General features: G+C 70.1%; 9 protein-coding genes. All 9 read left to right on the plus strand.

Features of this window, described 5'->3' with window-relative positions:
- The first annotated feature begins 7 nt into the window (after positions 1–7).
- The 9 genes from AB6807_RS37275 (at position 8) to AB6807_RS37315 (ending at position 12,595) form a co-directional block, all read left to right on the plus strand.
- The gene (locus AB6807_RS37275; protein ID WP_371088529.1) at positions 8–2,287 is read left to right on the plus strand and encodes a N,N-dimethylformamidase beta subunit family domain-containing protein; all 2,280 of its coding nucleotides are present in this window, start codon (positions 8–10) and stop codon (positions 2,285–2,287) included.
- Complete coding sequence (locus tag AB6807_RS37280) at positions 2,284–3,168, plus strand: transketolase (protein ID WP_116912752.1); 885 nt, start codon at positions 2,284–2,286, stop codon at positions 3,166–3,168. The genes AB6807_RS37275 and AB6807_RS37280 overlap by 4 nt, the downstream gene beginning before the upstream one ends.
- Complete coding sequence (locus AB6807_RS37285; RefSeq protein ID WP_371088530.1) at positions 3,165–4,211, plus strand: transketolase family protein; 1,047 nt, start codon at positions 3,165–3,167, stop codon at positions 4,209–4,211. The genes AB6807_RS37280 and AB6807_RS37285 overlap by 4 nt, the downstream gene beginning before the upstream one ends.
- Complete coding sequence (locus tag AB6807_RS37290) at positions 4,208–5,011, plus strand: shikimate dehydrogenase (protein WP_371088531.1); 804 nt, start codon at positions 4,208–4,210, stop codon at positions 5,009–5,011. Before AB6807_RS37285 ends, AB6807_RS37290 begins: the two co-directional genes overlap by 4 nt.
- On the plus strand, positions 5,008–6,486 hold the full coding sequence (locus AB6807_RS37295; protein ID WP_371088532.1) for an amidase: 1,479 nt from the start codon (positions 5,008–5,010) through the stop codon (positions 6,484–6,486). The genes AB6807_RS37290 and AB6807_RS37295 overlap by 4 nt, the downstream gene beginning before the upstream one ends.
- Positions 6,487–6,514: 28 nt before the next feature.
- Positions 6,515–8,791: a penicillin acylase family protein gene (locus AB6807_RS37300; protein ID WP_371088533.1), complete on the plus strand. Its 2,277-nt coding sequence runs from the start codon at positions 6,515–6,517 to the stop codon at positions 8,789–8,791.
- Between the two features lie 324 nt (positions 8,792–9,115).
- Positions 9,116–10,762, plus strand: a complete 1,647-nt coding sequence (locus AB6807_RS37305) for an ABC transporter substrate-binding protein (RefSeq protein ID WP_371088534.1) — start codon at positions 9,116–9,118, stop codon at positions 10,760–10,762.
- A gap of 9 nt (positions 10,763–10,771) precedes the next feature.
- Positions 10,772–11,707 carry an ABC transporter permease gene (locus AB6807_RS37310; RefSeq protein WP_116912757.1) on the plus strand — a complete coding sequence of 312 codons (936 nt, stop codon included), beginning with the start codon at positions 10,772–10,774 and terminating at the stop codon, positions 11,705–11,707.
- Between the two features lie 9 nt (positions 11,708–11,716).
- Positions 11,717–12,595 carry an ABC transporter permease gene (locus tag AB6807_RS37315; RefSeq protein ID WP_371088535.1) on the plus strand — a complete coding sequence of 293 codons (879 nt, stop codon included), beginning with the start codon at positions 11,717–11,719 and terminating at the stop codon, positions 12,593–12,595.
- Positions 12,596–12,601 lie beyond the last annotated feature (6 nt).

Genomic DNA, 12,601 nt, shown 5'->3' on the forward strand with positions numbered 1-12,601 from the left:
AACGACCATGACTGCCACTCCCTTCGAAACCAACGCCTTCGTCGGCTACCCCGACACCCTCAGCGTGCGCGCGGGCGAACGCATCCGGTTCCACCTCAGCAGCCGGCTCGCGCAGGCCGACGCCAGGTTCCTGCGCGTGCGCTGCGCCGACGCCGACGCGACCGGCCCCGGCCTCAAGTTCGAGGAACTCGTCTCGCCCATCGACGGCGTGCATGCCGTCGAATGGCACGAGGTGCCTTGCGGCTCCAGCATGTCGGTGCCCACTGACCGCAGGCTGGTGCCCACGGGGGCGTTTTCCTTCGGCTGCTACATCTGGCCGACGCGCCTGGGCGACGCGCCGCAGACCGTGCTCGCGCGCTGGAACGACGACAGCGGCCACGGCTACGCGCTGCAGGTGTCGCGCCGCGGCGTGACGGTGCGCGTGGGTGGCGAAGGCGGCCACGGTGGCAAGGGCGCTGCGCATGAGGTCTCGACCGGCGCCGCGCTCGACGAGCGCCGCTGGTACTGGGTGCAGGGCAGCATCGACCCCGCCACCGGCGAGCTGGTCGCGCACCAGAGCCGGCTGGCCGATGGCGTGATGCCAGAGGCGCGCCATGAAAGGCGCGCCACGCACCCGGCCGGCGCATGGCGTCTCGATTCGCAGGGCCCGTTCACCATTGCAGCGCATCACGCCGAGCTCGCCACGCTGCGCACCACCGCGCACTTCGACGGCAAGGTGGAAGCGCCGCGCATCGTGGCCGGCGTGCTCTCGGCCGAGGCGCTGCGCCGCGCCGACGACCTCGCGCCGCCCGGCCTGGCCGACGCGAACCTGATCGCCTGCTGGGACTTCAGCGCCGGCATCGACACGCTGGAGGTGACCGACCGCTCGCCCAACCGCCTGCACGGCGTGCTGCACCAGCTGCCATGCCGCGGCATGACCGGCGTGCACTGGACCGGCGACGTGCACGACTGGCGCCTGGCGCCGCGCGAGTACGGCGCCATTCACTTCCACAGCGACGACATCTACGACTGCGGCTGGCCCGCCACGCTGGTGCTCGACGTGCCGCGCGAATGGCGCTCGGGCTTCCACGCGCTTCGCCTGCGGCCCGTGTCGACCGACGCGGCGCAGAACACCGAGACCTACATCAGCTTCTTCGTCACGCCCGCCGCCGATGCGCCGCGCGCCAAGCTGGCGGTGCTCGCGGCCACCATGACCTACATGGCCTATGCCAACAGCGCGCTGCGCCTGCATTCGGTTCATTTCGAAGTGCTGACCGAGCGCCTGCTGATGCTCACCGGAGACGACGTCTACCTGCAGGAACACCCGGAGCTCGGCCAGTCCACCTACGACCACCATGTGGATGGCAGCGGCCGCGCCTACAGCTCGTGGCTGCGCCCGGTGCTCAACATGCGACCTCGTTCGCAGCCCGGCAACCTGGCCATCGACACCCACTTCATCGACTGGCTCGAGGAAAAGGGCATCGACTACGACCTGATCACCGACGTGGAGCTCGACCGGCAGGGCGTGGGCGCGCTCGCGGGCTACCCGGTGCTCGCGACGCTCTCGCACCCCGAGTACTACAGCGAAGCCATGATGAACGGCATCATGGCCTACCAGAACGCCGGCGGCCGCCACCTGGCGCTGGGCGCCAACGGCTTCTATTGGCGCTGCGCCTTCCACCCGAAGGCGCCCGCGGCCGTCGAGGTGCGGCGCGGCATGGCCGGCACGCGCACCTGGGAGTCGCGCCCCGGCGAACTCAACCTGGCCGGCACCGGCGAGCCCGGCGCGCTGTGGCGCCACAGCGGCTTCGCACCGCAGAAGCTCATCGGCGTGGGCTTCGCGGCCATGGTGTACGACCATGCCGGCTACTACCTGCTGACGCCCGACGCCGCCAACCCGCGCGTGGCCTTCGCGGTGAAGGGCATCGAGCAGGGCGAGCGCATCGGCGACTACGGCGTGCGCATCGGCGGCGCGGTCGGCATCGAGATCGACCGCTTCGACGTCGGCCTGGGTTCGCCGCCGCATGCGGTGATGCTCGCGACCTCGCACGGCCTGGGCCCCGGCGCGCTGCCCACGCCCGAGGAATACCGCACCACGGTGCACGGCCTGGACGGCGAGCAGAACGCGCTGGTGCGCGCCGACATGGTGTTCTTCGAGACCGCACGGGGCGGCGCCGTGTTCTCGACCGGCTCCATCTCGTACGTGCTTTCGCTGAGCCACAACGGCTACGACAACAACGTGAGCCGCATCACGGGCAACGTGCTGCAGCGCTTTCTCGACCCCACGCCTTTCGAGGTGCCGGCATGAGCGCGCCGTCGAGCTTGAGCCCGAGCGCCTTCCGGGCGCAGTGGCAAGCGCGCGACCGGCTGGCATTGCCCGTGGGCGAGCTGAAGCAGGTGGCGCACACGCTGCGCCGCCAGGTCATCGAACTGGTGCGCAGGCACGGGCAAGGCTATGTGCAGCAGGGGCTGGGCGCGGCCGAGATCTTCGCGGCCCTGTACTTCAACGAGGCCCGCATCGACCCCGCCGATGCGCGCTGGGAGGCGCGCGACCGCTGCCTGCTTTCGACCGCGCACAACTCCGCGCTGTTCCACGCGGTGCTGGCGCTCCGCGGCATGATTCCGGCCGCGTCGCTGGACGACTACGTGAAGGACGGCTCGGCGCTGGAAATCAACGTGTCCGAGCGCCTGGGTCCCGTGGTCGAGGGCACCTTCGGCTCGCTGGGGCAGGGCATGTCGGTGGCCGCGGGCATGGCGCTGGCATCGCGCATCCGCGGCATTCCATACCGCGTGAACGTGGTGCTGGGCGACGGCGAGCTCGAAGAGGGCCAGGTGTGGGAGGCCGCGATGCTCGCGGGCTCGCAAGGGCTGCACAACCTGTGCGTGGTGCTCGACCTGAACTGGATGCAGGTCGAAGGCCACACCGACAGCGTGCTGCGGCTGAACCCCATCGCCGACAAGTGGCGTGCCTTCAACTGGCAGGTGATCGAGGTCGACGGCCACGACCTCGACGCACTGCTCGCCGCCTTTGCCGCCGCGCGCGGCCAGGCCGAGCGGCCGACCATGATCGTCGCGACCACGGTGCCGGGCAAGGGCGTGAGCCTGCTCGAAGGCGTGATTAGCCACAACGCCAAGCTGCCGGCCGACGTGGCCGATGCAGCCCTGCTCGAACTGGGAGAAACAGCATGACGCTCGCGGTCGACGACTTCACCCAGGGCGGTGCGCACACAGCCACGCCCGCCACCGCAGCCACTGCCGCATCGGCGATTCCGCGCTACTACGGCGAGACGCTGCTGGCGCTCGCCCGCGAGCGCCGGAACATCGTGTGCCTCTCGGCCGACCTCACGGCCTCCACCGAGACCGACCTGTTTCGCGACACCTTCCCCGAGCGCTTCATCAACCCCGGCATCGCCGAGGCCAACATGGTGGGCCTCGCGGGCGGCCTGGCGCGCAGCGGGCTGCAGGCCTGGGTGCACACCTTCTGCGTGTTCGCCACGCGCCGGCCCTTCGACCAGATCGCGATGCAGGTGGCCTACCCGCGCACCGACGTGAAGATCGTCGGCTTCCTGCCGGGCCTGTCGACCATCCTGGGCGTGAGCCACCAGGCCATCGACGACATCGCGTTGATGCGCGCGCTGCCCAACATGACGGTCATCGAGCCCTCGGGCCCGGCGCAGGTGCCGGCCGCGGTGCGCGCGGCGGCCGACCACAAGGGGCCGGTGTACCTGCGGATGCTGCGCGCGCCGGCCGCGCTGCCCGCGGACACGCCGTGGGAGCCGCTGGAACTGGGACGCATCCAGCCCCTGGAGGGCCTCGAAAAGGGCGTTGGCGCTGACGTCAGCGTCGGCAAGGGTGGCGACGCGCTCCTCATCGCCACCGGCCTGATGGTCGAGCCCGCGCGGGCCGCCGCGCGCGCATTGCGGGCGCAGGGCATCGCGGTGGCCGTGGCCAACGCGCACACGCTCAAGCCTTTCGACGAAGCCTTCGTGCAGGCGCAAGCCAGGCGCCATGGCCTGATCGTCACCGTGGAGAACCATTCCATCGTCGGCGGCCTGGGCTCCGCGGTGGCCGAGGTGCTGGCCGAGGCGGGCAGCGGCACGCGCCTGCTGCGCCTGGGCGTGCGCGACAGGTTCGCGCAGGGCGCTTCGATGCCATACCTCTTCGAGCGCCACGGCCTCACGGCCGAAGGCATTGCCGACGCGGTGCGCGCCGCGCTGAAGGAAGCCCGATGAAGATCACCGGCCGCACCGGCATCCTGCTGATGCTGGCGGACCCGGTGGCGCATGTGGTCGGCTCGCACCGTCTCAACGAGCGTTTCGACGCGGAAGGCCACGACATCGCAGTGTCTCCGCTGCACGTGTCGCCGCCGGATTTGCCGCTGGTGATCGGCGCCATCCGCCGCATGCAGAACGTGCGCGGCTTCGGCGTGACCATTCCACACAAGATCGACGTGTTGCCCCTGCTCGACGCGACCACGCCGCGCGCCGCGCTGGTGGGCGCGGTCAACTTCGTGCGACGCGACGGCGACGGCCGCCTCACCGGAGACAACCTCGACGGCACCGGCTTCGTCGACGGCCTGGCGCACAGCGGCATCACGCTGCGCGGCCGGCGCGTGTTGCAGATCGGCGCCGGCGGCGCAGGGCGAGCGGTGGCCTTCGCCATCGCCGAGGCGGGCGCGGCGGAACTGGTCGTGCACAACCGCACGCGGGACAGGGCCGCGTCGCTGGCCGCCGATGTGGCCGCGGCGCACCCGCACTGCAGGACCGTCGCGGGCGACAACGATCCGCGCGGCTTCGACGTGGTCGTCAACACCACGTCGATGGGCATGCACGCGGGCGACCCACTGCCGCTGCCTACCGAACACCTGGGCGCGCACACCGACGTGGCCGAGATCATCATGACGCCCGAGATCACGCCGCTGCTCGCGGCCGCGCAGGCGCGGGGCTGCCGCGTCTCGCTGGGCAAGTCGATGCTCGACGAGCAGTACAAGCTGCTGAAGGCGCTGCTGCGCATCGGGGCCGCGGCGCCATGACCGCGACGGCCCCGGACGACTTCAACCCCGTGCGCGTGCCCGACATCTGCCAGCTGCCCGCGCGCGAACTCGCCGCGCTCATCCGCCGCCGCGCGCTCTCGTCGCGCGAGGTGGTGAGCGCCTTCCTGCAGCAGGTCGATGCGCTGAACCCGCGCTTCAACGCCATCGTCTCGATGGTGCCGCGCGAGCAGGTGCTGGCGCAGGCCGACGCCGCCGACGCGGCCGTGGCGCGTGGCGATGCACTGGGCGCGCTGCACGGGCTGCCGCAGGCCATCAAGGACACGGCGCCCGCGCGCGGCATTCGCTCCACCTTCGGCTCGCCGCTGTTCGCCGACAACGTGCCCACGGTCGACGCCGTGATGGTGCAGCGCATGCGCGAGGCCGGAGCGATCTTCATCGGCAAGACCAACGTGCCCGAGTTCGGGCTCGGCTCGCACACCTACAACCCGGTGTTCGGTGCCACGGGCAATGCCTGGGACCCACGCTTCAGCGCCGGTGGCTCCAGCGGCGGCGCCGCGGTCGCGCTGGCACTGCGCATGCTGCCCGTGGCCGACGGCGCCGACATGGGCGGCTCCCTGCGCAACCCGGCCGGCTTCAACAACGTGCTCGGCTTCAGGCCTTCACAGGGGCGGGTGCCGTTCTGGCCGCGCGGCGACGCCTTTCTCGGCCAGCTGACCACCGAAGGCCCGATGGGCCGCAGCGCGGACGACCTCGCGCTGCTGTTGTCGGTGCAGTCGGGCTACGACGCGCGCGCGCCGCTGTCGCTGGACGGCACGGTGCCCGACTGGCACGCGCAGCTGGACACAGACCTTGCCGGTACTCGCATCGGATGGCTCGGCGACCTCGGCGGGCACCTGCCCTTCGAGGACGGCATCCTCGCGCTGTGCGAATCCGCGCTCGCGCGTTTCGGCGCGGCGGGCGTGCGGGTCGAGGCGATCCGGCCGGAGTTCGACTGGGCCCGCATCTGGCGTTCCTTCACGGTGCTGCGCCACTTCAGTCTCGGCGGCAAGCACGGCCCCGCGTACGACCGACCCGCCTCGCGCGCGCTGATGAAGCCAGAGCTGCAATGGGAGGTGGCGCAGTACCGCGCGCTGTCCGTGAACGACGTGCAACAGGCACTGGCCGACCGCACCGCCTGGTACGACGCGCTGCTGGACCTGTTCGGCCAGCACGACTTTCTCGCGCTGCCGACGGCGCAGGTCTTTCCCTTCGCCGTCGAAGAACACTGGCCACGCGAGATCGCGGGCCGCGCCATGAGCAGCTACCACCGGTGGATGGAAGTGGTCACGCCCGGCACGCTGTCGGGCTGCCCCGTCATCAGCGTGCCGGTGGGGTTCGACGCGCGGGGCTTGCCCATGGGCATGCAGATCATCGGCCGCCCGCGCGGCGATCTCTCGGTGCTGCAGCTGACCCATCTCTACGAACGCCTGAGCCCGTGGCTGCAGATGGCGCCGCCCGCCTTGCGCACGGACTGACCGACAACCCCCGACGAAGGAGAAGCATGTGACAAATGCCGCCCGGCAACAACTGCCCGGCCTGCGTGCGCCGGTCGACCTCTGGCGCGATGCCTGGGGCATTCCGCACCTGCGTGCCACCTGCGCCGACGACGCCTTCTTCGCGCTCGGCCATGTGCATGCCAGCGACCGGCTCTGGCAGATGGACGCGCTGCGCCGCCGCACGCTGGGCCGCTATGCCGAATGGATGGGGCCGAGCGCGCTGCCGATGGACATGCTCGTGCGCCGCCTCGGGCTGGCCGAGTGCAGCCGCCGCGACCTGGAGGCCGTGAACGAACGCACCCGCGCCATGCTCTCGGCCTACACCGCGGGCGTGAACGCCTTCATGGCCGCCGGGCCGCTGCCGCCTGAGTACGCGCTGCTCGGCGAGGCGCCGGAACCGTGGGAGGCGTGGCACAGCATCGCCGTGCTGCGCCAGACCAGCCTGCTGCTGAACTCCGTCTACCCCAAGCTGTGGCGCGCCATTGCGCTGCCGGTGGTCGGCGCGCAGGCGCTGGACCGCCTGCGCATGGACGACGGCGGCGAAGAGCTGGTGTGCATGCCGCCGGGCGCGCTCGCGGGCCGGCTCTCGCCCGACATGGCGGCGCTGGCGGATGCCATCTCGGCCTTCGTGAGCGAGAGCAACACCGACGCCGCCGGCGGCGGCAGCAACAACTGGGCGGTGCACGGCAGCCGCACGCAAAGTGGACGGCCGTTGCTCGCGGGCGATCCGCACCGCGTGCTCGACATGCCCAACATGTACCTGCAGTGCCATGTGGCCTGCGACGAGTTCGATGTGATCGGCCTGACCACGCCCGGCGTGCCGGGTTTTCCGCACTTCGCGCACAACCCCGACGTGGCGTGGTGCGTGACGGTGGCCTTCGTGGACACCGCGGACGTGTACCTCGAACGCTTCGAAAACGAAGGCCGGCGCTACCTGCTGCGCACCGAGGCGGACGGCGGCCATGCGCAGTGGGCCGAGGTGGAGCGCCGTGTGGAGCGCATCCGCGTGCGCGGCCAGGCCGATGTCGCGTGCGAGGTGCTCGCGACCGCGCGCGGCCCGGTGGTCGCGGGCGACGCGAAGAGCGGCTCCGCGCTGGTGCTGCGCCATTCGTCCGACGTGGAAGCCGACCGCTCCTTCGACTGCATGCGCCCGATGATGGAGGCCCGCAGCGTCGATGCGCTGTTCGAGGCCAGCCGCGGCTGGGGCCTGGTGGACCACAACCTGGTCGCGGCCGACACGCAGGGCCACATCGGCCACCACGTGCGCGCCAAGGTGCCGCGCCGCCCGGCCATCAACGGCTGGCTGCCGGTGCCGGGGTGGCTCGACAAGCACGCATGGCGCGGCTGGATCGAGTGGGAGCACATGCCGCGCCAGATCGACCCCCCGGCGGGGCTGATCGTGACCGCGAACAACCGCGTGGTGGAGCGGCACGACGACTACCTGAGCACCGACTGCCATCCGCCGCACCGCGCGCGGCGCATCTGGCAACTGCTCACGGCGATGGAATCCGCAGGCGTGCAGGACATGGAAGCGGTGCACCGCGACACGCTGAGCCTGCCGGCGCTCGAAATCTGTGCGCGGCTCGCACCGCTTGCGCTCACCGAGCCCGCATCGGTGGCGTTGCGCGACCGGCTGGTGGCGTGGAACGGTCGGGTCGATGCAGACGCCGTCGATGCCAACGCCTACATCTCGCTGCGCATGGCGCTGGCGCGTTCGGTCGCGCGGCGCAGCGGGCTGGGCGCGCTCGACATGGGCCTGCAGCGCACCATCGCGCCAGGCCTTGCGGTCGACTACCAGCTGGGCTGGTGCGTGCCGCAATTGCTGCGCGCCGACGACGAGGCATTGCTCGGCGGCGCTTCGTGGAACGAGGTACTCACCGAAGCCCTGGCCGAAGTGGCGCGCGACCCGGCTGCGCCATGGGGCGCGCGGCACCGCCTGCTGCTGCGGCATCCGCTGGCAATGGCGTTCCCTTCGGCGGCGCTGCTCGCGCCGCTGGACAAGGGCGCGGTCGATGGCGACAACGAGACGGTGTTCACCACCGGCTACTTGCCGCACCTGGGCGCGCATGCGCACTACGCGTCGCTGGCGCGCTATGTGTTCGACGTGGGGCAGTGGGACGCGTGCCTGTGGATCGTGTTCCACGGTGCATCGGGCGACCCGCGCGACGCGCACTACGACGACCAGACCGCCGCATGGCTGCGTGGAGAAACGGTGCCCATGCTCTACGACTGGGCCGCGGTGGCGGACACCGCGTCGAGCCACACGGTGCTCGCGCCGCGCTGAACGCACGGCGCTGCGCCGAGGGCTCGCCGCAGCGACGGCAGCGGGGCGTCGAGCATCTGCTGGGTGCAATGTGCGTCGTGCAGTGTGCAGCGCGTGAATTTGCTGCGCGGCCGGCAACCGCGCACGCGTCTTGCAAGGGGGAAGTCCGTCTTGTTTTGATTTTTAACATGATATATCGTGTATCAAATCTCAAAACCGGCACCGTCACCAGACGCCTCGTCGGTGAAGCCCAGTCACAGCGCGCCGCGGCCGCACGTTCAAAAAGAGCGATGCCGGCCAGCGCACTCCCAGCGAACTGTCGAAACCAGGAAAGGAACCGGGGTCATGAAGAAATCCACGTACGAGAAGTCCACGCATGCGAGATCCACGCATGTGAGCGCCACTTGCGCGAGATTGATCGGTTGGGCATTGGCGTCGGCCGTGGGCATGGCCGCGGCCACCGCCTCGGCCCAGACGCCGACACCGGCCCAGGCGCAGGCCAAGACGCTGCGCATGGCCATCAACAACGACCTGAAGGTGGTCGACCCGCTGTTCAGCAACACCTACGTCACGCGCGACTTCGGCTACATGAACTTCGACACGCTGTTCTCGCGCGACAGCAAGGGCGAGCCCAAGCCGCAGATGGTGGAGAAGTTCACGCAGTCGCCCGATAGCAAGGCATGGACCTTCACCCTGCGCCCCGGCCTGAAGTTCCATGACGGCCAGCCCGTCACCTCCGCCGACGTGGTGGCCACGCTGCAGCGCTGGGCCAAGCGCGCGACCATGGGCCTGCTGCTGGCCGACTCGGGCGCCGAGTGGAAAGTGGTCGACGGCCAGACCTTTGCGCTGCAGCTGAAGGAGGGCATGGGCCAGGTGCCGCTGATCCTCGCGGCGAAGACCTTGTTCATCGTGCCCGAGCGCCAGGCCAAGGCCTTTCCCGATGCGCCCATTCCAGAGCCCGTGGGCTCGGGCCCCTTCGTGTTCAAGCGCGACGAATGGATTCCGGGCAACCGCATGGTGTTCGTGCGCAATGCCGCCTACGTGCCGCGCAGCGAGCCGGCCGACGGCCTGGCGGGCGGCAAGCGCGTGAAGGTCGAGCGCGTCGAGTGGCGCTACATGCCCGACGCCAACACGGCTACCTCGGCGTTGAAGAACGGCGAGGTCGACATCGTCAACGTGGTGCCGCCCGACTACCAGGCCTCGCTGCGCACCGACGCCAACATCAAGCTCGAGCAAACCGGCATCTGGCAGCCCTTCATGGTCGCCAACACGCTGGCGCCCCCCTTCAACAACCCGAAGGGGCGGCAAGCCCTGCTGTACATGGTCAACCAGGAAGAGATCCTGGCCGGCATGGGCTTCACGCCGCAGCCGGGCAAGTCGCTGTACTGCCCGGCCGTCTTCATGTGCGGCGGCGCCAACGAAACCGCCGCGGGCTCCGAGCCCTTCAGGAAGCAGGACTTCGAGAAGGCCAAGCAACTGCTGAAGGAGGCCGGCTACAAGGGCGAGAAGATCGTGTTCCTGCAGCCCACCGACGGCACGCAGTCGATGGCCGCGCTGATCTGGATCCAGTACCTGAAGAAGGCGGGCCTGAACCTCGACGTGCAGGTGATGGACCAGTCGTCGGTGCTGGCGCGCGTGTACAAGAAGGAAGGCCCCGCGCAAGGCGGCTGGAGCCTGTACCTCACCGCCTCCAAGAATGCCGACGTCGACACGCCCCTGAGCAACGGCTGGGTGTTGTCTTCGTGCAAGGGCAGCGTGGTGCCGGGCTGGCCGTGCGACGCGAAGATCGACGAGCTGCGCGACGCCTGGATCCGCGAGGCCGATGCCGGCAAGCGCAAGCAGCTGGTCGAGAGCCTGCAGCGCCGCATCTACGAGGCGCCGCCCTACATTCCCTACGGCCAGTACCCCGCGATCTTTGCCGCGCGCAAGGAGGTGCGCAACACCGAGCTGTTCGGCATGGGCATCCCGGTCATGTGGAACATCGAGAAGTAGGGGCGCGGCATGGAATATGTGATCCGGCGGGTGCTCGCCACCGTGCCGGTGATGCTGGTGGTGTCGGTGATCGTGTTCATGCTGATCCACCTGGCGCCCGGCGACCCGGTGCTGCTGATCGTGGGCGACTTCGCCACGCCCGAGCAGATCGAGCAGACCCGCGTGGCGCTGGGGCTCGACCAGCCGCTGTGGCACCAGTTCTTCGTGTGGTCGCGCAACGTGCTCGGCGGCGACTTCGGCGTGTCGCTGTTCAACCAGATGCCGGTGACGCAACTGCTCGGCCAGCGCATCGGCGCGACGCTGTCCATCGCCTTCTTCACCATCGTGATCGCGGTGGCGCTGTCGGTGCCGCTGGGCGTGCTGGCGGCGTACCGCGCGGGCAGCTGGATCGACCGGCTGGTGATGGTGTTCGCGGTGTGCGCGTTCTCGATGCCGGTGTTTCTCACGGGCTACGTGCTGGTCTACACCTTCGCGCTGAAGCTGCAGTGGCTGCCGGTGCAGGGCTACCGCAGCCTGGCCGAGGGCGTGATCCCCTACCTGAAGCACCTGGTGCTGCCGTGCGTGAACCTGGGCCTGCTGTACACGGCGCTGCTCACGCGCATGACGCGCGCTTCGATGCTCGAGGTGCTGCACGAGGACTACATCCGCACCGCGCGGGCCAAGGGCCTGGGCGTGCTGCCGGTGCTGGGCCATGCGCTGCGCAACGCGGCCATTCCCATCGTCACGACCATCGGCGTGGGCATCGCGTTGCTGCTGGGCGGCGTGGTGGTCACCGAGACGGTGTTCTCCATTCCGGGGCTCGGCAGCCTCGTGGTCGATGCGGTGCAGCATCACGACTACCCGGTGATCCAGAGCCTGCTGTTGCTGTCGGCGGCCGCCTATGTGCTGATCAACCTGCTGGTCGACCTGAGCTACACGCTGTTCGACCCGCGCATCCGCTATTGAGGCCACCGAATGACCGATGCCACACTGAACATCCACACGGCGGCGCCGCGGCGCGCGTCGCCCGCGCTGCGCCTGCTGCGCAAGCACTACACACTGATGCTGGGCGGGCTGATCTTGCTGGTGGTCGTCGTCGCGGCGCTGGGCGCGCCCTGGATCGCGACGCACGACCCGCAGGCCATCAACCCCATCGCGCGCATGAAGGCGCCTTCGGGCGAGCACCTCTTCGGCACCGACGCGCTCGGGCGCGACACCTTCAGCCGCGCGGTGTGGGGCGCGCGCGTGTCGCTCATGACGGGCGCCTCGGTCGCGCTGCTGGCCACGCTGCTCGGCGTGGCGCTGGGCCTGCTGGCGGGTTTCGTGCGCTGGACCGACGGGCCGATCATGCGGGTGATGGACGGGCTCATGGCCATCCCCGGCATCCTGCTGGCCATCGCGCTGATGGCGCTCACCAAGGCCAGCCTCACCACGGTGATCGTGGCGATCACGGTGCCCGAGATACCGCGCATGGTGCGGCTGGTGCGCGCGCTGGCGCTGTCGCTGCGCGAGCGCCTGTACGTGGAGGCGGCGCATGCGCTGGGCACGCCGCTGCGCACCATCCTGCGTCGCCATGTGCTGCCCAACATCCTGGCGCCGCTGCTGGTGCAGGCGACCTTCATCGCGGCTTCCGCGGTGCTGGCGGAGGCCGCGCTCTCGTTCCTCGGCGTGGGCGTGCCGCCGCAGGTGCCGAGCTGGGGCAACATGATCTCGGAAGGCCGCAACCTGATCGCGATCGTGTTCTACCCGATCGTTTTTCCCGGCGTGCTGCTGGGCCTGACGGTGCTGGCCATCAACCTGCTGGGCGACGGCCTGCGCGACGCGCTCGACCCGCACGTGGCGCGACAGCTGTGAGCGCAC

Origin of the sequence: Variovorax sp. RCC_210 (genome assembly GCF_041355175.1) — a bacterium.
Taxonomy (GTDB): Bacteria; Pseudomonadota; Gammaproteobacteria; order Burkholderiales; family Burkholderiaceae_C; genus Variovorax.

Excerpts from the sequence above, each read along its gene's own strand:
- AB6807_RS37305 (WP_371088534.1), top strand. The coding sequence starts at position 9,116 with ATGAAGAAATCCACGTACGAGAAGTCCACGCATGCGAGATCCACGCAT.
- AB6807_RS37310 (WP_116912757.1), top strand. The coding sequence starts at position 10,772 with ATGGAATATGTGATCCGGCGGGTGCTCGCCACCGTGCCGGTGATGCTG.
- AB6807_RS37280 (WP_116912752.1), top strand. The coding sequence starts at position 2,284 with ATGAGCGCGCCGTCGAGCTTGAGCCCGAGCGCCTTCCGGGCGCAGTGG.
- AB6807_RS37275 (WP_371088529.1), top strand. The coding sequence starts at position 8 with ATGACTGCCACTCCCTTCGAAACCAACGCCTTCGTCGGCTACCCCGAC.
- AB6807_RS37315 (WP_371088535.1), top strand. The coding sequence starts at position 11,717 with ATGACCGATGCCACACTGAACATCCACACGGCGGCGCCGCGGCGCGCG.
- AB6807_RS37295 (WP_371088532.1), top strand. The coding sequence starts at position 5,008 with ATGACCGCGACGGCCCCGGACGACTTCAACCCCGTGCGCGTGCCCGAC.
- AB6807_RS37285 (WP_371088530.1), top strand. The coding sequence starts at position 3,165 with ATGACGCTCGCGGTCGACGACTTCACCCAGGGCGGTGCGCACACAGCC.
- AB6807_RS37290 (WP_371088531.1), top strand. The coding sequence starts at position 4,208 with ATGAAGATCACCGGCCGCACCGGCATCCTGCTGATGCTGGCGGACCCG.